This is a genomic window from Streptomyces sp. NBC_01190, assembly GCF_045039895.1.
GTDB lineage: Bacteria > Actinomycetota > Actinomycetes > Streptomycetales > Streptomycetaceae > Actinacidiphila.
In genome coordinates this window covers 7,797,808-7,819,083 of the sequence record NZ_CP108580.1, presented here as the reverse complement: position 1 = coordinate 7,819,083, position 21,276 = coordinate 7,797,808, and the positions used below count along the sequence as shown (strand labels likewise).

The following is a 21,276-nucleotide window of genomic DNA, read 5'->3' as shown; positions in this document are numbered from 1 at the left end:
CCGGGCGGGCGTCCTCCGTGGTCAGGACACGGAGGACGCCCGGTCTCGGGGTGCGGACGCCGGCGGTCAAGGTGGCGCGGCGTCAGGAGGGTGGTCAGGAGGTGGTCAGGGGTGGTTGATCAGGGGTGGTCAGGGGTGGTCAGGGGTGGTCAGGGGTGGTCAGGCGGTGGGAGGGGCGGGCGTGAGGGGGTGGGAGAGCGGTTGCCGATGGGCGGACGGGCCGGCCTGCGCGGCGTACGGGCCGGGGCGCGGCTGCCAGCGTCCGTGGCGCGGGGACCAGTGCTGGAGGGATCGCGCGGCGATCGGGATCTCGGCGACCACCTCTTCGCCGGGCCCGGCGGTGACGGCGGCGTATCCGGCCAGCCGGGGGCCGCCGTCGTCGTACGGATCGGGGCCGGTGGTCAGATAGAGCTGGACGACCTCGCGGCCGGGGCGGGTGCCGGTGTTGCGGACCGTGACGCGGGCCAGTGCGGCGGGGACGGTGTCCGGGCCGGCGGCCGGGGCGGGATCAGCGGCCGGGGCGAGGCCAGGGTCCGCAGGGGTCGGGAGAGCGATCTCCAGCCGCTCGTAGGCCCAGGTGGTGTAGCCGAGGCCGTGGCCGAACCAGTAGGCGGGCTCGGCGCCGGCTCGGCGCCAGGCGCGATGGCCGATGTACGGGCCCTCCTCGTAGCGGAGCACACCGTCGACCGGGGTGGTGGACGGCAGCGGCGCCCCGGAGAGCGCTCCCCAGGTGGTCGGCAGCCGGCCGCCCGGTTCGGCGTGTCCGAACAGCACGTCGGCGAGGCCGTGGCCCGCCTCCTGGCCGGGGAACCAGCAGAGCAGTACCGCCGGTGCGCTGTGCCGCCAGGGCAGTTCGACCGGGCCGCCCGAGTTGACGATCACCACCGTACGGGGGTTGGCGGCCACCACGGCGGCGACGAGTTCGTCCTGCCGGCCGGGAAGGGCGAGCGACGCGCGGTCGAAGCCCTCGCTCTCGATCTCGTCGGTGGTGCCGACCACGACGACGGCGGTGTCCGCGCCCCTGGCGACCTCGGCGGCCTCGGCGATCAGCGCCTCCTCGTCGCGGCGCGGCGGATCGGCGGCCAGCGCCACGGCCTGGCCGAGCCCGGCCTCCCAGCGGCGGGTGGCGGTCAGCAGCAACTCCTCCCCGGCGGCGGCCTGGTGGCCGGCGGTGCGGAAGGGCGGGGTGACGTGCAGATAGGTGGGGTCCTGGGACTCCGGGGTGACATAGGTGTCGAGCAGCGACCGCCCGTCGGCGGTCAGCGAGATCGGGCCGAGGCCGATCACCGAGAACCGCCACTGCCCGGCCCGGTCGGTGGTGACCAGCGCGCTCACCTCGACGGCGGCGGCGGTGACCGCGAGTTCCGGCGCGTCTCCCGACTCCAGGACGCGCCCGCTGAGCCGGTGTTCCGCGTGGATCTCGGTGCCGTCGGCGGCGAGGTAGCGGACCAGCACACCGGGGTCGCCGGTGCGCGGGTCCCGGGCGTTCCCGGTGTGCACGGGGGTGGGCCGGGTGGTGAGGACGGCGCCCTCGGCGTAGACCACCTCCGTAGCGGTGGTGGAGAGCGCTTCCCGGATACCGGCCAGCGGGGAGACGACCGCTTCGGGGAAGACCGAGGCGCTGCCGCCGCCTTGGAAGCGGGCGGCGGCGGCGTTGGGACCGATGACCGCGATCCGGCGGGGAGCCGGGCCCGCGTCGGACGTCAGCGGAAGCAGGTTCCCCTCGTTGCGCAGCAGTACGCACCCCGCCGCGACCGCCCGGCGCAGCAGCCCCCGGGGGTCGGCGGGGCCGGGCGGGGCGGGCGGCGCCGGCAGCGTCTCGAGGGCGCCCACCCGCGCGGCGAGCCGCAGAATCCGCCGGACCTTGTCGTCGATCGTCTTCTCCGGCACCCGGCCCTCGCGCACGGCGGCCAGCAGGGGCTCGCCCCAGCGCGGTTCGGGCCCCGGCATCGCCAGGTCCTGCGGGGCCAGCGCGGCCGCCTCGGTGGAGCGGACGGCGCCCCAGTCGGAGACCACCACCCCGTCGAACTCCCACTCCCCCTTGAGGGGTTCCGCCAGCAGCGGGTTCTCCGACATGGTGGCGCCGTTGACGCCGTTGTAGGCCGACATCACCGCCCAGACCCCGGCCCGCACCGCTGCCTCGAAGGGCGCCAGATAGAGCTCGCGCAGGGTGCGCTGGTCCAGCCGGGCGTCCAGCGTGAGGCGTTCGGTCTCCGAGTCGTTGGCGACGTAGTGCTTGGCGGTCGCGGCCACGCCGCCGCCCTGCACTCCCTTGATGTAGGCCGCCGCCGTCCGCGCGGTGAGCAGCGGGTCCTCCGAGTAGCACTCGAAGTGCCGGCCGGCGCCCGGCGCGCGGTGCAGGTTGAGCGTGGGGGCGAGCAGGACGCCGACGTCCTTGCGGCGCGCTTCGGCGGCGAGCAGCGCGCCGAGCCGGGTCACCAGCTCCTCGTCCCAACTCGCCGCGAGCGCCGTCGGGGAGGGCAGCGCGAGTGAGGTGTCGCGCTCGTCCCAGCGTTCGCCGCGCACGCCGGCCGGGCCGTCCGAGACGCCGACGGCCCGCAGTCCGATGGCCGGTTCGGCGTGCAGCCGGAAGGAGGCGGCGCCGGAGAGCAGCCTGATCTTGGCGGGCAGGTCGAGGACGGCGATCAGCTCGTCCAGTTCGGCGACGGTCGGCGCGGAGCGAACCGCGGTGGGCTCCGAGTGGACGTCGGTCGGCGCCGAGCGAACCGCGGTAGGCGCCGAGCGGCCGGATGTCGCGGCGTTCGGCGCGGCCGTCGTTTCGGCGGCCACCGGTTCAGCGGCCGTGGCGGTCACGGCGGTCGGGCCGGCCGTGCCACGCGCGGCGGGCGGCTCCGGTGCCCCGCCGGGCTGCGGCGGGGAGTCCCGGGGCGGCGGGGACGCGGGGGTGATCATGGTCATCCCTTCGGGCCCCGGCACGCGCCGTCGTGCTCCGACGGCTCGTCGGCTGCGTGGGGCCGCGTGATCGGAGGACGGCGGGCGGGCGCCCGGCGGTCTGCGCGCGGTTGCGGCTCCGGGGTGCCGACTGCTGCGGTGCTGCGACCCCCCGCTACGGGAGAGCGCTCTCCCACTCAGGTACCTTCAGCTCCCCTGGCACCACCTGTCAACCCCGCCGCCGCCAGACCCCGGTGACACCCCGCCAACCACCCCCGCACCCCGGCCTGCGGCGGCACCCGAGCCACCACCAGGCGGAACCTCCGTCGCCCCAGCCACCCCATATTTGTGATTCCGCACCAAATCAGCGGCGGCCAAGCGGCGTTCACTCACCCCGTTACGGTTCGATCCCTTGACACCCCGGAAATCCAGCAGCAACCATCGGGGCGACTGAGAGAGCGCTCTCCCATGCCTCATGCCGTCACCCGGGCCGCGCCCTCCCCCCACCCTCGCACCGCAGGAGACCGGCATGAGAGCCTCACCCTCAGCATCCGCCCGGCGCCCCGGTTCCCTCCCGCCACCGTTGCGCGTGCTCCTGCTCGGCCTGCTCGCGGTGGGCCTGGCGCTGTACGCACTGGCGGTCCCCACCCCGTCCGCGCACGCCGCGGAGACCCTGCTCTCCCAGGGCAGGCCGGCGACCGCTTCGAGCACCGAAGGCGCGGGCTATCCGGCCTCGGCGGCCGTCGACGGCAGCACCACCACCCGCTGGGCCAGCGCGTGGAGCGATCCGCAGTGGCTCCAGGTCGATCTCGGCTCCTCCTCGACGCTCAGCAGAGTGGTGCTGAACTGGGAGAACTACGCGACGGCGTACCAGATCCAGGTCTCGGACAACGCGACGAACTGGACCACCGTCTACACCACGACCACCGGCGCCGGCGGGGTGCAGAACCTCACCGTCAGCGGTTCCGGCCGCTATGTCCGGCTGTACGGCACGCAGCGGGTCAACGGCTACGGCGACTCGCTGTGGGAGTTCCAGGTCTACGGCACGGCCGGCACCGGCACCTCGGGCGGCACCACGACCGGTACGACGAGCGGCACCACCACCGGCACGACAGCGGGGACGACGTCCGGTACGACGAGTGGCGCCACCGGCGGCACTACCGGCGGCACCGGCACCCCGCCGCCCGGCAACTGGACCACGCTCTGGAGCGACGACTTCAACGGCGCGGCCGGTGCGCCGCCCGCCAGCGGCGACTGGATCATCGACACCGGCACCGCCTACCCCGGGGGCGCCGCGAACTGGGGCACCGGCGAGGTGGAGACCGCTACCAACTCCCCGGCGAACCTGGGCCTGGACGGCGGCGGCCACCTCAACCTGACCGCGGTGAAGTCGGGTTCGTCCTGGACGTCGGGCCGGATCGAGACCCGGCGCGGCGACTTCGCCGCGCCGGCCGGCGGCCAGTTGCAGATCTCGGCGACGCTGAAGCAGCCCGATCCGGCCAAGGCACTCGGCTACTGGCCGTCGTTCCGCGCGATGGGCGCGGCCTACCGGGGCAACACCGAAGCGTGGCCCGCGGTGGGTGAGAGCGACATCATGGAGGACGTCAACGGCCGCGGCCAGCTCTCGGCGACGCTGCACTGCGGTACCGCGCCCGGTGGCAACTGCGCCGAGTACAACGGTCTGACCAGCGGTCTCGCCACCTGCTCCGGCTGCCAGTCCGCCTACCACACCTACTCCGAGATCATCGACCGCACCACCTCGGACGAGCAGATCCGCTGGTATCTGGACGGCAAGCAGGTGTGGCAGGTCAGCGAGTCGCAGGTGGGCGTGTCCACCTGGAACGCGGCGGTGCACCACGGGCTGTATCTGGACTTCAGCCTGCGGATCGGCGGTTCGTACCCGAACGCGGTGTGCGCGTGCACCTCGCCGGGCGCCGACACCTCCTCAGGGGGGACGCTGAGCCTGGACAACGTGACCGTCTCGCAGACCACCGGTACCGCTCCGGCGCCGCTCACCGACCCGTCGGTGCCGACCGCGGCGAGCAATGTCCATGTGACCGGGTCGCAGGGCAACTGGCAGCTCACCGTGGACGGAAAGCCGTACCAGGTGAAGGGCATGACGTGGGGTCCGGCCACCAGCACGGCCGACGCCCATATGCGTGATCTGAAGTCGATGGGCGTCAACACGCTGCGCACCTGGGGCACCGACGCGAGCAGCAAGCCGCTGCTGGACGCGGCCGCCGCCTACGGGCTGAAGGTGATCAACGGATTCTGGCTCAACCAGGGCGCGGACTACGTCAACGACACCACGTACAAGAACAACACCCTGAACGACATCAAGAACTGGGTGACCACGTACAAGAACCATCCCGGTGTGCTGATGTGGGACGTGGGCAACGAGGTCATCCTCACCACCCAGGACCACTACACCGGCGCGGCGGTCGAGCAACAGCGCGTCGCCTACGCGAAGTTCGTGGAGCAGGTGGCGCAGGCGATCCACGCCATCGACCCGAACCACCCGGTGACGTCGACGGACGCGTGGACCGGCGCCTGGCCGTACTACAAGCAGTACACGCCGTCGCTCGACCTGTACGCGGTCAACTCCTACGGGGCGGTGTGCGGCGTCAAGCAGGACTGGGTCAACGGGGGGTACACCAAGCCGTACATCGTGACCGAGTCGGGTGAGGCCGGCGAGTGGGAGGTGCCGAACGACGCCAACGGGGTGCCGACCGAGCCGACCGACACCCAGAAGCGGGACGGCTACCTCTCCGCCTGGGGCTGCGTCAGCGGGCACACCGGGGTGGCGCTGGGCGCGACCCTCTTCAACTACGGTGAGGAGAACGACTTCGGCGGCATCTGGTTCAACGTCATCCCCAGCGGCTGGAAGCGGCTGACGTACTACGCGGTGGCGAAGGACTACGGCGGTACGCCGCAGGCGAACACCCCGCCGGTGATCGGCTCGATGTCGCTGAGCAACACCGCTTCGGTACCGGCCGGCGGCACCTTCGGCGTGACGGCGGCGGCGACCGATCCGGACGGCGACGCGATCCGCTACCAGTTGATGTACTCCTCCAAGTACGTCGACGGGGCGACCGGGCTGCACCAGGTGGACTTCACCCAGACCGGGGACGGCCGGTTCACCGCCACGGCGCCGAAGGCGCTCGGGGTGTGGAAGGTGTACGTGTACGCCTACGACGGGCACGGCAACGTGGGTGTGGAGACCCGGTCGTTCCGGGTGGTGGCGCCGACGGTGAGCGGCACGAACGCGGCGCTCGGCCGGCCGACCACGGCGTCGTCGTACCAGGCGACGGGGGACGGCGCGCCGTTCCCCGCGTCGAACGCCACCGACGGCCGGTGGGAAACCCGGTGGGCGAGCGAGTGGGCCGACGCGGAGTGGATCCAGGTGGATCTGGGCCAGGTGACCGCCGTCAAGCACATCCAGCTCGGCTGGGAGTCGGCCTACGGGAAGGCGTACCAGGTGCAGGTCTCCAATGACGGCGGCACCTGGACGACGGTCTACTCGACGACGACCGGGACGGGCGGCGTGGACACCTTCGACGTCAGCGGGTCCGGCCGGTATGTGCGGGTGTCCTTGGGCCAACGCGGCACGGCGTACGGCTACTCGCTGTACGAGTTCGGCGTGTACGCGTAGCCGGGGGCGCCGGGAGATGTCCTTCGCGTCCCCCGCGGGGGCGGGTGGCGCGGGGGCCTGGATGGGGCGGGGTGCGGTGGGCCTGTGGGGGGTCGCCGCACCCCGCCCCATCTGCGACGTGCCCCGGAGAGCGCTCTCCTCTCTGGTATACATGGGGCATGACCAGCAGCCGTCCTGCCCGCCCCCACCAGCCCACGCTGGAAGACGTCGCGCGGTCCGCGGGGGTGTCCCGGGCCACGGTGTCGCGTGTGGTGAACGGGACCCGCAATGTGGATCCCGAGATCCAGCGGGCCGTTCAGCAGGCGGTGGCCGAAACCGGCTATGTGCCCAACCGGGCGGCCAGGACGCTCGTCACCCGGCGCACCGACTCGGTGGCCCTGGTCTTCTCGGTGCCGAACCACCAGGCGGCCGACGACCCTTTTATGCGGCAGGTGTTCAGCGATCCGTTCTTCGGCCGGGTGGTGGGCGGTCTGCTCACCGTGCTGCGCCCCCGGGGGGTGCACCCGGTGCTGATGCTCGCCGACTCCGAGGACGCCCGGCACGAGCTGATCGCCAATCTGCGGCAGGAGCACATCGACGGTGTGGCGCTGGTGTCGATAGCGCCCGGTGACTCGCTGCCGTTTCTGCTGACCGAGGCGGGGGTGCCGACGGTGCTCTTCGCCCGCCCGCAGACGCCCATCCCGATCAGTTACGTGGATGTGGCCCAGCAGTCCGGCGCGCGGCAGGCCGCCGAGTTGCTGCTGTCGCGCGGCTGCCGCCGGATCACCACCATCGCGGGTCCGTACGACTCGCCGGCCGGCCAGGATCGGCTGGCCGGTTTCCGCGCCGCGATGGCGGAGCACGGGCAGGCCTTCGTGCCGTATGTCGAGGGCGGTTTCACGCAGGAGGGCGGGGAGCAGGCGATGCGGCAGCTCCTGGTCGAACATCCGGACACCGACGGGGTGTTCGTCGCCAATGATCTGATGGCGCAGGGCGCGCTGCTGGTGTTGCGCGACCAGGGGCGGCGGGTGCCGGAGGATGTCGCGGTGGTCGGTTTCGACGACAGCAGCGCGGCCCTGGCGTCGCGCCCGCTGTTGACGACGGTGCGGCAGCCGGTGGAGGACATGGCCGCGGAGATGGCCCGGCTGCTGGTGGCGCTGATCGACGACGCGGAGCGGCGGACGCGTTCGGTGATCTTCAAGACGACGCTGGTTCGGCGCGCGTCGGCCTGAACGGCGGGGTGTACGGCCCGGGTCGGCGGGCCCGCGGCCGGTGTCAGGACTCGTTGGGTACGACGATGGCGGTGGCCACGTAGTCGGCGCGGGCGATCCAGCGGCCGGTGAAGACGTCGGGGCCGACGCCCTCGGCGAGCAGCGGCCCGGGGATCAGCAGGCGCGCGGTGTAGGTGCCGCGGGCCAGGGCCGGCGGGTGCGGGTGCGTGCCGCTGTCGGGCGCGCCGGCGTCGCGTCCGGCCGGCGGCTCCGGGTCACGGGTGAAGAGGAGTTCGGCCTCGCCGAAGTCGAGCATGCGCCGGTGGAAGGGGTACCAGGCCTTGTAGACGGTCTCCTTGGCGCTGAACAGCAGCCGGTCCCAGCGTATGTCGGGGTGGCGTGCGCTGAGCGCGGTGAGGCTGTCGCTCTCGGCGCCGGTGGCGAGGATGACGTCGAGGACGCCTTGGGGCAGCGGGCCGTGGGGTTCCGCGTCGATGCCGATGGTGAGGATGTCGGTCGCCCGGGCGACGGCGGCGGCCCGGTAGCCGTCGGTGTGGGTGATGCTGCCGACGTATCCGGCGGGCCAGACGGGGGCGCCGCGTCGGGCCTCGCGCGGGATGGGCCCGGGCGGTACGCCGAGCACGGCGAGGGCGGCGCGGGCGCAGGCACGGCCGGCCGCGTATTCGGCGCGGCGTTTGGGGACCGCCTTGGCGACGGCTTCGGCCTCTTCGGGGTGGAGCGGGGCGTTGTCCAGCGCGTGGCCCTTGACGGTGCGGGTGACGACCTGGGCGGGCACCAGTTCCTCGATCACCGGCTGGTCTCCCGCGGCCCGGTCAGGATGGTCCGGGGCCCCGCGGGTCCCGCGGGCCGGCTGCCCCATTCCCGGGGGTAGCCGAGCGAGACCTCGGTGAAGCGCACGCCGTCGCGCCAGATGACGCGGGGGATGTGCAGATGGCCGTAGACGACTTCGGTGGCCCGGTAGCGGAGGTGCCAGTCCTCGGTGAGTTCGGTGCCGCACCACAGGGCGAAGGAGGGGTAGCGGAGTACGGCGGTCGGTTCGCGGTGCAGTGGCCAGTGGTTGGCGAGGACGGTCGGCAGGTCCGGGTCGAGGGCGGCCAGCCGCTGTTCGGTGTGGGCGACGCGGGCCCGGCACCAGTCGTCGCGGCCGGGCAGCGGGTCCGGGTGCAGGAACCTCTCGTCGGTGCAGATCACGCCGAGGTCGAGGGAGTGGGCGAGCGCCTGTTCCTTGGTGGTGGCGCCGGGGGTGCCGTCGCGCCAGGTGTAGTCGTAGAGCAGGAACAGCGGGCAGACCGCGACGGGGCCGCGCGGGCCGTCCCAGATCGGGTAGGGGTCCTCGGGGGTGATGACGCCGAGGTCGCGGGCGGTGCGCACGAGGTGCTGGTAGCGGGGCTCGCCGCGCAGGGTGAGCGGGTCGTCGGGCGGGGTCCACAGCTCGTGGTTGCCGGGGAGCCAGATGACGGTGCGGAAGTGCCGCTTCAGCGTGGTCCATGCCCAGTTGATGTCCGCGAAGCGTTCGCCGACGTCGCCGGCGACGAGCAGCCAGTCCTCGTCGGTGGTGGGCCGCATCGCCTCGACGATGGCGCGGTTGGCCTCGTATCCGACGTGCAGGTCGCTGATCGCGAGCAGTTGGGGTCCGCCGGCGCCGGTCAACCCGGTACCGTCCGTCCGCATGTCGGTGTCCGCACCCGATGATTCTTCCAGAACGGGCCGACCCGGCCAAGCCCTTTCCCGGCGGGGCGGGCGCCGGTTCCCCGGCCCGCGGCGGGCCGCCGAGGGGACGGCCGATCAGCGTCCTGGGCGAATGGTCGGTAAAGATGAGTTCAGGCAACAGCGGCGTGCTCCGGGGGCCGCCCGCGCGGTGGTCCGCGCCGTGCGCGTGGCGGATATTGCGTTCGGAGGGGGCGGATCCGCCGTCCCTGGCTAGTCGCGGTCGATGAGGACCGCGCTGCCCTGGCCGACGCCGACGCACATGGTGGCGAGGCCGCGGTGGGCGGCGGTGCGGGTCATCCGGTGCAGCAGGGTGGTGAGGATGCGGGCGCCGGAGCAGCCGAGGGGGTGGCCGAGGGCGATGGCGCCGCCGGTGGGGTTGACGAGGTCGGGGTCGATGCCGAGCAGGCGTACCGAGGCGAGCGCCTGGGCGGCGAAGGCCTCGTTGAACTCGGCCTCCTCGATGGAGTCGATGGTGCGGCCGAGCCGGCTCAGGACGCGCTCGGTGGCGGGTACGGGTCCGGTGCCCATGACGTCGGGGTGGACGCCGGCGCTCGCTCCCGCGGCGTAGCGGCCGAGGGATTCCAGGCCGAGTTCGTCGAGGGCCTCCTCACTGACCAGGAGGAGGGCCGCCGCGCCGTCGTTCATGGGTGAGGAGTTGCCTGCCGTGACGGTGCCGCCGTCGCGGAAGACGGGCCGGAGCGCGGCGAGGCGCTGCGCGGTGGTGTCCTCGCGGATGGATTCGTCGGCGGTGACCTTGATCCCGTCGGGGCGGGTGACCGGCACGATCTCGGCGGCGAAGAGTCCGTCCGCGCGGGCGGCGGCGGCGTTGCGGTGGCTGCGCAGGGCGAAGGCGTCCTGGTCGGCGCGGCTGATCCGGTGCCGTGCCGCGACCTCCTCGGCGGTCTCGCCCATCGAGAGCACTCCGTGCAGCTCGCGCATCCGGGGGTTGGTGAGCCGCCAGCCGAGCCGGGTGTCGTGGGTCTCGATGGCGCGCGGGAGAGCCTCGTCGGGGCGGGGCAGTACGAAGGGCGCGCGGCTCATGGATTCGGAGCCGCCGGCGATCACGATGTCCGCCTCGCCCGCGGCGATCGTGCGGGCGGCGCTGGTGACGGCCTCCATGCCGGAGGCGCAGAGCCGGTTGACGGTGGCACCTGGCACGGTGTCCGGGAGGCCGGCGAGGAGCACCACCATCCGCGCGATGTTGCGGTTGTCCTCCCCGGCCTGGTTCGCGGCGCCCCAGTAGACGTCGTCGATACGGGCCGGGTCGAGCGCGGGCACGCCGTCGAGCAGGCCGCGCAGCGCGGTCGCGGCGAGGTCGTCGGGCCGCACCTGGGAGAGCGCTCCACGGAGCCGGCCGATCGGGGTGCGGCGGGCGGCGGCGAAGTGGACTGGGCGCATCGCTGGCTCCTCGAAGGGCTGGTCACTGTGGGCACGCCTCGCCTTCGCAAACTAGCACTGCCAGTTTACGAAGGCGAGAGGCCCGGACGGCGCGGAGCGGCATGGCGCCGGCCACCGGTCCGCCGGCGCCGAAGACCGTCGCGTCGCTCGCCGCGCGGCCTTCGGCGGGTACGGTGCGCCGGTCGCCCGAGGTGCGCCGCCCGCCCGCCTCAGCCCGGCGCGCGCCGCGAGGGCCCGAGCAGCCGCAGCCGCTCCAGCTCGCGGCGGTCCCGCTTGGTGGGCCGGCCGGCGCCGCGGTCGCGCAGGCCGAGGGCGAGCACGTCCTGACGCGGAGGCGGCGGCGGGCTGTTGTCCACGTACGACTCGGCGGCGACGGGGGCGCCCACCCGCTTGCCCAGCAGCTTCGCGACGATGACGACGCGTTCCCGCCCGGCGTGGAAGAGGCGGACCTCGTCGCCGACCCGGAGCGCCTGGGCGGGCTTCACCCGCTCACCGTTGATCTTCACATGGCCGCCGCGGCAGGCGGTGGCCGCCAGTGACCTGGTCCTGGTGAGCCGTGCGCACCAGATCCAGCTGTCGACGCGTACGCTGCCGCCGGTCGCGAACACCTGGCCGGCGCCGCGCGGCGGCCGCTCCCGCTCCTGCGGCGCGGCCTCGGCCCCGGTGTCCCGCGGGTCGGCATTCGGTCCTGTCTCCTGTACCGCCATGCCCCGAGCCTACGACGTGCGGGCGCCCGGCCGCCGGGCCATTTCGGCCGGCGCCCCGTCAGGGAGCTCTTCCGCCGTCCCGGCTCGCCGCTGCCGCCGGCCGGGCGCGGTCAGCGGCCGTAGACCGCCACGAAGTCCCGGGTGGCCTGGACGTAGTAGCGGTCCGGCGGGTCCTCGAAGTCGAGCAGGTTGGTGGGCTTGGGGTCGCCGGGGTCGTGGCTGCCGTCGTAGGACATGAAGGAGGGCCAGGCCCTGTTCATGTCGAGCGGCATCGCGCGGACCGCGCCGGCCCGCTGCATGAGGTGGGCGAGGGTCTGCGCGTTGAGTGCCTGGCCGACCACCATGATGATGTCGCCCTGGGCGGTGACACCGACGCCGGATCGGGGGACGAACATGCCGCCCTGGTCGCTGACGCCCCACTTGGAGTCGTCGCCGATGTCGGGCACGACCCTGCCGCCGTCGACCATCAGCTCCAGGCACTGCCGGACGCCCACCACGTCGGGGGTCATCCGGACGTCGCGGCCCCAGACACCGATCTTCAGGGAGCCGTCGCGGTAGAAGACCTCGGACGCGGCGCCGTCGCGCAGTTCCCCCGCCGTCTTGCCGTCGAGGTAGAAGCCGCCGCGGGAGCCGCCGTCGGTGACCCGGAAGCCGCCGTTCCAGGTGGCGACGAGGCCGGCGCGTCGGTCTTTGGGGATGGTCGGCGGCACGTCGAAGGTCCCGCCGGGTTCGCGGAAGCCGGGGTGGAGCTGGAAGCGGGAGTATTTGCCGCTGATCCAGGCGATCGCGGCCTCGTAGGAGGTGTGGGCGGAGTCGGGGCGGACGTAGGTGCCCTGCACGATGGGCTCGCCGTGGGCGCGGGCGAGGGTGCGGTAGACGCCTTCGCCGGGGAGCGCCGGGCTGACCAGCGATCGCATCGCCGTACGCATGGCGACCAGGGGCTTGGCGGCCACATGGGCGGGGGCGGGGCCGACGGCGGGGCCGGTGGCCTTCATCCGGGCGAGTGCTTCCCGGGACAGCGACCCGCCCACCTTCGGCGGGTTCATCCGGTACTGCCAGTCCTCCAACTGGTTGACCACAAAGCCGAGTTCGTGGTCGCGGGCCCATTCGGCGAGGCGCGCCGCGGTGCTGTCCCTGCCGGGATAGGTGAGGGCCTGGCCGATCGACCAGCCGAGGGCTCCCGCGCAGATCACACAGACGCCGAGCGCGCCGCGGACGACGCGTTTGCGCCGCAGGCGCCGCGCCGGGGTGAGGTCTCTCTTGTGCTTCCACGGCAGCAGCCTTCTGCGGCGGCGCCGGGCGGGCGCGGGGCCGCCGGCCGGCTCCTCGCCGTCCGGGTCCGGTTCCGCCGGCCGCTGCGCGACACCGCCCTGGCTCATGGTGCTCCTTTCGCGTACCGCCCCGCCGCCGGGCGCGACCCAGAGAGTCTTCGTATTGTCCGATTTGCTGGTTTTATGACCCATGGTCGATCCGGCTAACCGCTCTTCCGCGAAGAAGCACCCGGCCGCCGCACGCGCCCGCCCGGTCCGCCCTTCGCCGGCCGTCCGGCCCTTCCAGGCTGCCCGGCTGCCTGGATGCCCGGCTGCCCGGCTGTCTGGGTGCCCGCCCCTGCTCCCCCGGGCGCAGCGCCGGTGCCTCCCCCGCGACGACGCCCCGGCCGCCGCGCCGCCGCTACCGTCCGGTGTCCCCAGCACCGTGAGGAGCCACCGCCATGTCCGTCGTACCCGTGCCACCGCTGAGCCCGGCCGGGCCCGTGAGGTCCGCCGTCCGCGTCGTCGCCGCCGGTTTCCGGGCCGCCCGCGCCGCCCGGCCCGCCGAGCGGCTCAGTTACGCGACCGGGAGCGCGCTGGTCGCCTCGGGCCTGTTCCATCTGCTGGTCTTCCTGGTGGCCGGCGGCCCCTGGGACGGGCCGGTCTCGTGGCGCAAGCCGTTCACCTTCGGCGTGTCGTTCGGGCTGACGCTGATCGCGATCGCCTGGGTGACGTCGTACGTCGAGATCGCCGGGCGGACCCGCGCCGTACTGCTCGTCCTCTTCGCGGCGGACTGTGTGCTGGAGGTCGCCGGGATCACCGTCCAGGCGTGGCGGCACGAGCCGTCGCACTTCAATATGACGACGCCGGCCGACACGGCGATCGCCCTGTCGCTGGCGGCCGGCGGCGCGCTGCTCGTGGTGGTGCTGACCTGGTTCGCGGTGGCCGCCTTCCGGCACACCCCGGCCGGGCCGCCCGAGATGCGGCCGGCGCTGCGCGCCGGGTTCGCGATGCTGCTGGTCGGGCTCGCCTCGGGCGCGGTGATGATCGCCCGCGGGGTGGCCGACACCCGAGGCGGCGGCCAGGAGGCCGCGTACCACTCGACCGGGCCGCTCAAGCCGCTGCACGCGGTGACCCTGCACGCGGTGCTGGTGCTGCCGGCGCTCGCCTGGCTGTTGGCGCGGACCTCGTGGCGGGAGCGGACCGCCCACCGGGTGATGCTGGGCGCCGGCTGGCTCTACGTGGCCGCCGCCGTCGGAGCCCTGGGCTGGGGACTGGCCACGGCGTAGGGTGGCGGCTCGCCCGGTGGGGCGACGGGGAGGACCGTATGACCGCGCACGACGGGCGGACCGGGCGGGTGGCGGAGTCGCTGTCCCGTGCGGGGGTGCCGGCCGACCGGATCACCGGGTGGGCGCCGCTCGCCGGCGGCACGTACAACGACCTCTACGGCGTCGAACTCGTCGACGGGGTACGGCTGGTGCTCAAGGTGCCGCCGTCACCGGACCTGCCGCGGCTGACCTATGAGCGCGAACTGCTGCGCGGCGAGGCGCAGTTCTACGCCTCCGCCGCCGTCGCCGGGGTGCCCGCGCCACGGGTGCTGCACAGCGAACCGGACGAGGCGGGACCGGGATCGCCCTTCCTGCTCATGACGCACTGTCCGGGGACTCCCTGGGCGCTGGGGGCCGGCGCACCGGCCGGTGCGGAACGGGACCGGCTGCGGTCCCGGCTCGGGGCGCTGGTGGCCCGGTCGCACACGGTGCCGGGGCCCGGCTTCGGCTATCCGTCGGGCAGCACCGGTCCGCTCACCGACCGTTGGGCGACCGCCTTCGCGGCGATGACCGACGCGGTGTTGGCCGACGCGGAGCTGCACCGGCCGTGGCTGCCGCGCGACGTACCCTCCATCCGGGCGGCTTTGGCGGCCGCGGCGCCGGCGCTCGACGAGGTGCGGACACCGGCGCTGGTCCACTTCGATCTGTGGCCGGGCAATGTGCTGCTCGACGGCGCCGAAGGCGAGCGGGAGATCAGCGCACTCATCGACGGTGAGCGGATGGTGTGGGGCGATCCGCTGGCCGACTTCGCCTCGCTCTCGCTCTTCGACACCGCCGCCGAGCGCGACGCGGCGTTCCTGGCCGGATACGGCGCGGGTGGCGGCCGGACGGATTTCGACGCCACGGCACTGCGGCGGATCGCGCTCTACCGCTGTTATCTGTATCTGATCATGCTGGTCGAGGTGGCGCCCAGGGGCAGCGACGCCGATCGCCGCCGGTGGGTGCGGGAGTTCGTCGGGCCGCGGCTTGAGGCGGCGCTCACCGCGCTCCTCTGACGGGTGAGTTATGACGTCACATTGACGCCGGAGCGGCACCTTTCGGCCATCGCGGGACGGGGTGTACCGGGATGCGTGGTCGACGCGCGACCGGTCCCGTCGGCCGGACCGGGTCGGAGAGCGCGATCAGCGATGGCCGGTTCTGGTCAGCGGCGCGGCGGGCTCTGCGAGGATCGCCAGCGCGCGGCCGATCGGCGGGGCAAGCCCTCGCCCGACCGTTCCCCGCGGCGCCGGCCGCCCTGACAGGCCCGGTCCCGCCGGAGACCCGGTACGGCGAGCGATGACGCGGAGCGGCGGTGGTGTGCGGACCACTGCCGCTCCGTGTCGTCCGGGCGCGGGTTCATCACCCTGTACGTCGACTGCCGCCCCTGGACGGCCACCGCTCACGCCCGCCGTTCCCGGGACCGGCGGCGGGTGAGGCCCCGGCCCGGTCCCGGCTACGGCTACGGCTACGGCTACGGCTACGGCTACGGCAGGGTGGCCACGACCGCGGCGTAGGACAGACCCGCGCCGTAGCCGAGGAGGAGTGCCGTGCTGCCCGAGGCCGCCGCGCCCGAGGCCAGTACCGCCTCCATGGCCTGCGGGACGGAGGCGCCGGAGGTGTTGCCGTTGGTGACGATGTCCTTGGCGACGGTCACCCGGCCGGGCAGCCCCATCGAGCGGGTCATGCTGTCGATGATCCGCTCATTGGCCTGGTGCGGGATGAAGGTGTCGAGCTGGTCGGGGCGGACCCCGGCCTCGTCGAGCGCCTGCCGGGCGACTTTGGACATCTCGTAGACCGCCCAGCGGAACACCCGCTGACCATCCTGCCGCAGGGCCGGGAAGGCGTGGCCCGGCTCCTTCTTGAGCACGTCCCAGGGCACGCTCTGGCTGATCGCGTCGGCCTGTCCGCCGTCCGCGCCCCAGACCGCCGGGCCGATACCGGGGGTGTCGGACGGCCCGACGACGACCGCGCCGGCGCCGTCTCCGAAGATGAAGGCGGTGGAGCGGTCGGTCAGGTCCAGGATGTCGGTCATCCGCTCCACGCCGACCACCAGGACGTGGCCGCCGCGCGCCCGCACCGCGTCGGAGGCGAGCACCACACCGTGCACGAAGCCGGCGCAGCCGGCCGAGATGTCGAAGCCCGCCGCCCGGGTGGCCCCGAGCCGGTGGGCGATCTCGGTGGCGATCGCCGGGGTCTGCATGAGGTGGGTGAAGGTGGCCGCGATGACGCAGGTGATGTCGGCCGGGGTGATTCCGGCCGCGGCGATGGCCTTGCTCGCGGCCTCCTCCGCCATGACGCCGAGCGTCTCGTCCGGGGCCGCCCAGCGGCGGGTCCTGATGCCGGTCCTTGACCTGATCCACTCGTCCGAGGAGTCGATGTACCGGCAGACCTCGGCGTTGTCGACGATCCGCCGGGGGCGGTACGCGCCGACGCCGAGGATCCGGGTGTGCCGGGCGCCGACGGGCACGGTGATCTCAGCAGTCATGGAAACCTCTCGGACCATCGTCGGCTCAGGCGGCCGGTTCGTCGGGTCGGGTCTTACGGCGGGCGGCGCCGCTGTGGCACTGCCCTTGGGAGCCAACCGCGAAAGCTCCCCGGGACTTCCGGGTCTTCATATGATCTCCCCTCCATGATCTCTCGCCCAGCGGGGAAAAGAGGACGGCGCTCCGCCAAAGGATCAGTTAAGGCCAGGCGGGTCCGGCCGCGCCACCTCGGCGGCACGTCGGTGGTGGGCGGGGGTGGGTGGGGTGGTCGGCGGCGGCGTGCCGGGCGCGGCCCGGGGCCGCCGCGCGCCGACGCCTCGCACCGCTCTCGGACCGCGCCGGGTTGCGGTGTGCCGGCGCTGGGGGCGGCCGGCGCCGCGCCCGTACGATCCACTCGCCCCGTAGCCGGCCGCCGCCTGCTCGCCGCGTCCGGGGGGCCGGCGCCGCGACGAGCGGATCGCGCCCGAACGCGAGGCCGAGGCGTCACCGAGCAGGCGTTTTCCCACCGGCGCGGCGCGGTCGTGGGCCACGGCGTCCGGCCCGGCGGCCGCGAGGAGGGCGCTGAGGGCGAGCTGGCGACCCAGGCGGGAACGTGTCCAGATCTCGTCGGTCTCCTCGCGCCGCCGCCGCGGGCCGAGTCCGAGGTCGCGGACCTCGCGGACCTCGCCGAGCGCGGCGAGCGAAGGCCTCCGGCAGGTGACGGTGGAGCCGGGGCGGTGCGTCGACGGACAAACCGGGGGCCGAGAGCGGCGCGTCCCGTACGACGGGACAGGACGTCGAACGGGAGCCGAGGCGGGCCGCGAACTCGGTGACGGCGGCCGGGCCGACCCGGGACGCGGTCAGGTCGAGGGCCGGGGGGATCCGGCCCGCCGCGGCTGCCGGGGCCGGTCCGGGTGGTCACGGCGCCCAGCCGCGCGGGCCCGCTTCCTCCCGACGAAGCTCGCTCTCTCCGGCGGAATGCCGCCCCGCACGGCGACAGCCCGCCACCGCCCGTGGACGGACGGAAACCGGAGCGGCAATCGGTGAACGTCCGGTTCGGGGCTTGCCCGTCGTCCGCTCGGCGTCGGGCCCATTGCCAAAGCGCCGCGGCGGGCCGCACTTTGGTGGGGCCCGGGCCGTCGGCCCGGGCGCGCGGTCCACCGACGCGCCCCGGGTGCTGGAAGGAATCGCCGTGTTCCGCAGAGTTCTCGCGTCCCTGACAGCCGTCACCGCGCTCGGCGGCGCGGCGCTGGGGTCCGGCGCCGGCCCGGCCGCGGCGGACGGCGCCGGGCCCTCCGTGCCGCCGCCGACGGCGTGTGCGCGGGTGATCCGGATCAACGACCTGACGTTCGACCCGGCCCGGGTCACCGCGGGCGAGACCTCCGACCTCACGCTGGACGCCACCAACTGCACAGGCCAGTCGCAGGCGGTCACCGAGACCTGGGCGGGAACCTGGCTCTCCGCCACCACGACGGGTGTCCCGGCCGGCTGCCCGGTGATCGACCCGCTTCCCCGCCAGGTCACCTTCGCCCCGCACGCCCGGACGTCCACGGTGACCGGCTATCTGGTCTTCGCCGGCTGCGCCGCGGCCGGGCTCCGGGGCACGGTGACCATCGAACAGGCGGGGGTACAACTGGCCCGGCAGAGCGCCGTACTGCTGATCGATCAGCCGTGAGACATCGGGTGACCGGCCCGGCACTCCCTCTGGCTGACGAGCCCCGGCGCTGACGGGCACCGTCCCTGGAAGCCTTCGGAGATCTTCGGAGGTCCTTGGAGCGTTTCGCCGCCGACCGCCGCCGTGCCGGACTCCCCCGGTACGACGGCGGTCGGCCGTTTGTCCGACCCCGTCTGACGGTGTGTCCGCCGCCGCCGGTGGAAACGTCCGTATCAGCGCCCCGCTCCGACCGCCCCGTTGAAGGTGTGAGTGTCGTCGCAGCGCGCAGAAGGATGAGGGCCGATCATGGTGGCCCAACCGTCGACGCCGAGGAGTGGCCGTATCAGCAGCGCCGCGCGCACAACTCCCACTTCCTGGCAGGGCGACCGGAAGCGAACATGTTCCAACACCGCTGGCACATCACGGTCCGACAACGCATCCGGATGAGAACGTTGACGGCCCTCTGCATGTGGCGTAGAACTACCCTGCAGTTGCGATGGCGTTTCATCTTGGTGACTTCTGTTGGAAACGGATCGGCTCTAGAGCCGCTGGAACCTCCGATCCCCGCCAGCATTTTCGCCTTCCGCTTCTTGGATACGCCCACACACACATGGAGGCACCATGTCGGACGTCGAGTCGTCGGGCAGCAGCACGGAAACGGGCCTGTCCCCGACGCGCAGAAACCTGCTCAGGGGGGTGGCCGCGGGGGCCGGGCTGGCCGCCGCCGGGGGCCTGCTGGCCGCCTGCGGTTCGGACAGTGACGACAAGGGCAGTAAGGACAAGGACACGTCGTCCGGCGGGACCGGCCAAGTGGCCGGAGCCACGGTGACGTTCGGATCCAATTACTCCGACCCCGCCGTCAAGTCCGCCTTCGCCGCGCTGACCACCGCCGCCACCGCGTCGACCCAGGTCAAGGTCAAGATCAACACGGTCGACCACAACACGTTCCAGGAAAACATCACCAGCTATCTCCAGGGCACCCCTGACGACCTCTTCACCTGGTTCGCCGGGTACCGCATGCAGTACTTCGCGGCCCAGGGCCTGGCCCAGCCGATCGACGACGTGTGGGAGAAGATCGGCGGCAGCTTCAGCCCCGCGGCCAAGAAGCTGGCCACGGGTCTTGACGGCCACCAGTACCTGGTGCCGATCTACAACTACCCGTGGGTGGTCTTCTACAACAAGAGCGAGTTCAGCAAGCGCCACTACTCCATCCCCACCACCTGGGACGAGTACGTGGCACTGGCGAAGAAGATGAAGTCCGACGGCATCATCCCGATCGCCTTCGCCGACAAGGACGGCTGGCCGGCGCTCGGCACCTTCGACATCCTCAATATGCGGATCAACGGATACGACTACCACACCAAGTTGATGAAGCACGAGGTGCCCTGGACCGACCAGGGTGTGCACACCGTCTTCCAGCACTGGGCCGAGATCCTGCCCTACACCCAGAGCGGCGCGAACGGCCGTATCTGGCAGGACTCCGCCAAGGCGCTGGAGACCAAGCAGGCCGGCATGATGTTCCAGGGCACCAACCAGGTGGCGGCTCAGTACGTCACCGACAAGGCGGACCTGGCCGACCTGGACTTCTTCACCTTCCCCGCGATCAACCCGCAGTGGGGCCAGGACTACATGGACGCCCCCACCGACGGCTTCATGCTGAGCAAGAAGGCGAAGAACACCGACGCCGCCAAGGCGATCCTGGAGTACATCGGGACCGGACCGGCCGAGAGCCAGTACCTCAAGACCGACCAGTGGGACGTCGGTCTGGTCAGCGGCCTCCAGGTGCCGACGTACAACGCGATCCAGAAGAAGTCGGTCGAGGAGATCGGCAAGTGCAAGGCGGTCGCCCAGTTCATGGACCGTGACGCCGACCCGGCGATGGCCACCGCGATGATCTCGATCATCCAGAAGTTCATCGACGACCCGAGCACCGGAAACATCGCCTCCCTGCAGAAGAGCGCGGAGTCCCAGGCGAAGGCGATCTATTCCTGATGAGTTCCGCCTCCCAGGTGCGCGACCCGGCGGCGGCGACGACCGGACCCCAGGACGGGGGTCCGGTTCGACGCCGTCGCCGCCGGAGCATCCGCACACTGACCGCCCGTGACCGCGTCGTGGTGGCCCTGCTGCTCGGCATACCGCTGCTGCTCGACCTCACGTTCGTCTGGTTCCCGGCCATCGGCACGGTGCTGCTGTCGTTCACCAAGTGGAACGGCGTGGGCAGCCTGCACACCAAGACCTGCAAGCCGAACCTGCCATCGATCCTCAACAACGGCTGTGTGTACGGCATACAGAACTACCACCAGGCCGTCACGATCTATCCGCAGTTCTGGCCGGCCGTCCGGCACAACCTGCTCTGGCTGGCCGTCTTCGTGGTGATCGCCACGCCGCTCGGCATGCTCTTCGCGGTGCTCCTCGACCGCGGCATCAAGGGCAGCCGGATGTACCAGAGCATCCTGTTCCTGCCGGTGATGCTGTCGCTCGCGCTGGTCGGCATCATCTGGGAGTTCGTGTACTCGCAGGACTACGGCCTGATCAACACGGTCATCGGCCGTAACCACAACGGCAATTCCATCGACTGGCTCGGCAACCCGCACCTCAACTTGTGGGCCGTCCTGCTGGAGGCCACCTGGCGACAGGCGGGCTATGTGATGGTGCTGTACCTGGCCGGGCTCAAGGCGGTCGATCCGACGCTGCGCGAGGCCGCGCTGGTGGACGGCGCCAATGCCTGGCAGACGTTCTGGCGGGTGATCTTCCCGGTGATGCGGCCGATCAACATCGTCATCATGGTCGTCACCGTCATCGAGTCGCTGCGCGCCTTCGACCTGGTCTACATCACCAACAAGGGCATCAACGGCCTGGAGTTGCTGTCGGTGCTGGTGACCTCGAACATCGTCGGTGAGACCCAGCGGGTCGGCTTCGGCTCCGCCCTGGGCGTGGTGCTGCTGCTGATCTCGCTGGTGCCCATCACGATCTTCCTGTTCCAGACCTTCCGGCGAGAGGAATCGCAGTGAGCGCCGACACCCTTCCGCGGCC

At 72.7% G+C, this 21,276-nt stretch carries 15 protein-coding genes and 1 pseudogene; 9 read left to right on the top strand and 7 right to left on the bottom strand.

The annotated features are described in order from the left end of the window. Positions 1-159 precede the first annotated feature (159 nt). Positions 160-2,913, bottom strand: a complete 2,754-nt coding sequence (locus OG519_RS32720) for a glycoside hydrolase family 3 C-terminal domain-containing protein (RefSeq protein WP_405591791.1) — start codon at positions 2,911-2,913, stop codon at positions 160-162. Between the two features lie 454 nt (positions 2,914-3,367). Between OG519_RS32720 and OG519_RS32715 the strand changes: the two are divergent. The 3 genes and pseudogenes from OG519_RS32715 to OG519_RS32705 form a co-directional block, all read left to right on the top strand. Continuing rightward, positions 3,368-3,907 (top strand): annotated as a pseudogene (locus OG519_RS32715) (discoidin domain-containing protein); the annotation flags it as partial. A 957-nt stretch (positions 3,908-4,864) separates the two neighbouring features. Continuing rightward, positions 4,865-6,544, top strand: a complete 1,680-nt coding sequence (locus OG519_RS32710) for a discoidin domain-containing protein (RefSeq protein WP_405593161.1) — start codon at positions 4,865-4,867, stop codon at positions 6,542-6,544. A gap of 158 nt (positions 6,545-6,702) precedes the next feature. Continuing rightward, a complete protein-coding gene (locus OG519_RS32705; protein ID WP_405591788.1) occupies positions 6,703-7,755 on the top strand; it encodes a LacI family DNA-binding transcriptional regulator in 1,053 nt (350 codons plus the stop codon). Between the two features lie 43 nt (positions 7,756-7,798). On the opposite strand, the gene OG519_RS32700 is transcribed toward OG519_RS32705, so the two are convergent. From OG519_RS32700 to OG519_RS32680, 5 genes are all read right to left on the bottom strand, one after another. Further along, positions 7,799-8,545, bottom strand: coding sequence for a 4'-phosphopantetheinyl transferase (locus OG519_RS32700; RefSeq protein ID WP_405591786.1), 747 nt, complete (start codon positions 8,543-8,545; stop codon positions 7,799-7,801). After that, a complete protein-coding gene (locus tag OG519_RS32695) occupies positions 8,542-9,426 on the bottom strand; it encodes a metallophosphoesterase family protein (protein ID WP_405591783.1) in 885 nt (294 codons plus the stop codon). The genes OG519_RS32700 and OG519_RS32695 overlap by 4 nt, the downstream gene beginning before the upstream one ends. A 249-nt stretch (positions 9,427-9,675) precedes the next feature. Continuing rightward, positions 9,676-10,863 carry a thiolase family protein gene (locus tag OG519_RS32690; protein ID WP_405591780.1) on the bottom strand — a complete coding sequence of 396 codons (1,188 nt, stop codon included), beginning with the start codon at positions 10,861-10,863 and terminating at the stop codon, positions 9,676-9,678. Between the two features lie 209 nt (positions 10,864-11,072). Further along, positions 11,073-11,570 (bottom strand): RNA-binding S4 domain-containing protein, encoded by a 498-nt coding sequence (locus OG519_RS32685; RefSeq protein ID WP_405591777.1) that lies wholly within the window; start codon positions 11,568-11,570, stop codon positions 11,073-11,075. A gap of 110 nt (positions 11,571-11,680) precedes the next feature. After that, the gene (locus tag OG519_RS32680) at positions 11,681-12,949 is read right to left on the bottom strand and encodes a phosphodiester glycosidase family protein (RefSeq protein ID WP_405591774.1); all 1,269 of its coding nucleotides are present in this window, start codon (positions 12,947-12,949) and stop codon (positions 11,681-11,683) included. A gap of 332 nt (positions 12,950-13,281) precedes the next feature. Here OG519_RS32680 and OG519_RS32675 point away from each other — a divergent pair, with 332 nt between their 5' ends. From OG519_RS32675 to OG519_RS32665, 3 genes are all read left to right on the top strand, one after another. Further along, a complete protein-coding gene (locus tag OG519_RS32675) occupies positions 13,282-14,109 on the top strand; it encodes a hypothetical protein (protein WP_405591771.1) in 828 nt (275 codons plus the stop codon). A gap of 38 nt (positions 14,110-14,147) precedes the next feature. Continuing rightward, positions 14,148-15,143 carry a phosphotransferase family protein gene (locus OG519_RS32670; protein WP_405591768.1) on the top strand — a complete coding sequence of 332 codons (996 nt, stop codon included), beginning with the start codon at positions 14,148-14,150 and terminating at the stop codon, positions 15,141-15,143. A 321-nt stretch (positions 15,144-15,464) separates the two neighbouring features. After that, entirely contained in the window at positions 15,465-15,641 is a 177-nt protein-coding gene (locus OG519_RS32665) for a hypothetical protein (RefSeq protein WP_405591765.1), read from the top strand. Here the strand turns inward: OG519_RS32665 and OG519_RS32660 are convergent. Further along, positions 15,611-16,612: a beta-ketoacyl-ACP synthase III gene (locus OG519_RS32660; RefSeq protein WP_405591763.1), complete on the bottom strand. Its 1,002-nt coding sequence runs from the start codon at positions 16,610-16,612 to the stop codon at positions 15,611-15,613. The two genes, OG519_RS32665 and OG519_RS32660, sit on opposite strands and share 31 nt — an antisense overlap. A 1,169-nt stretch (positions 16,613-17,781) precedes the next feature. On the opposite strand from OG519_RS32660, the gene OG519_RS32655 reads away from it, so the two are divergent. The 3 genes from OG519_RS32655 to OG519_RS32645 all read left to right on the top strand — a co-directional run bounded on the left by OG519_RS32655 (position 17,782) and on the right by OG519_RS32645 (position 21,254). Then, positions 17,782-18,264, top strand: a complete 483-nt coding sequence (locus OG519_RS32655) for a hypothetical protein (RefSeq protein ID WP_405591760.1) — start codon at positions 17,782-17,784, stop codon at positions 18,262-18,264. A gap of 600 nt (positions 18,265-18,864) precedes the next feature. Continuing rightward, the gene (locus tag OG519_RS32650) at positions 18,865-20,235 is read left to right on the top strand and encodes an ABC transporter substrate-binding protein (RefSeq protein ID WP_405591757.1); all 1,371 of its coding nucleotides are present in this window, start codon (positions 18,865-18,867) and stop codon (positions 20,233-20,235) included. Beyond that, the gene (locus tag OG519_RS32645) at positions 20,235-21,254 is read left to right on the top strand and encodes a carbohydrate ABC transporter permease (RefSeq protein ID WP_405591755.1); all 1,020 of its coding nucleotides are present in this window, start codon (positions 20,235-20,237) and stop codon (positions 21,252-21,254) included. The genes OG519_RS32650 and OG519_RS32645 overlap by 1 nt, the downstream gene beginning before the upstream one ends. Positions 21,255-21,276 lie beyond the last annotated feature (22 nt).

Coding starts and splice junctions, on each gene's coding strand:
- OG519_RS32720 (WP_405591791.1), bottom strand. CDS start 2,913: ATGATCACCCCCGCGTCCCCGCCGCCCCGGGACTCCCCGCCGCAGCCC.
- OG519_RS32705 (WP_405591788.1), top strand. CDS start 6,703: ATGACCAGCAGCCGTCCTGCCCGCCCCCACCAGCCCACGCTGGAAGAC.
- OG519_RS32695 (WP_405591783.1), bottom strand. CDS start 9,426: ATGCGGACGGACGGTACCGGGTTGACCGGCGCCGGCGGACCCCAACTG.
- OG519_RS32690 (WP_405591780.1), bottom strand. CDS start 10,863: ATGCGCCCAGTCCACTTCGCCGCCGCCCGCCGCACCCCGATCGGCCGG.
- OG519_RS32685 (WP_405591777.1), bottom strand. CDS start 11,570: ATGGCGGTACAGGAGACAGGACCGAATGCCGACCCGCGGGACACCGGG.
- OG519_RS32680 (WP_405591774.1), bottom strand. CDS start 12,949: ATGAGCCAGGGCGGTGTCGCGCAGCGGCCGGCGGAACCGGACCCGGAC.
- OG519_RS32675 (WP_405591771.1), top strand. CDS start 13,282: ATGTCCGTCGTACCCGTGCCACCGCTGAGCCCGGCCGGGCCCGTGAGG.
- OG519_RS32670 (WP_405591768.1), top strand. CDS start 14,148: ATGACCGCGCACGACGGGCGGACCGGGCGGGTGGCGGAGTCGCTGTCC.
- OG519_RS32660 (WP_405591763.1), bottom strand. CDS start 16,612: ATGACTGCTGAGATCACCGTGCCCGTCGGCGCCCGGCACACCCGGATC.
- OG519_RS32650 (WP_405591757.1), top strand. CDS start 18,865: ATGTCGGACGTCGAGTCGTCGGGCAGCAGCACGGAAACGGGCCTGTCC.
- OG519_RS32645 (WP_405591755.1), top strand. CDS start 20,235: ATGAGTTCCGCCTCCCAGGTGCGCGACCCGGCGGCGGCGACGACCGGA.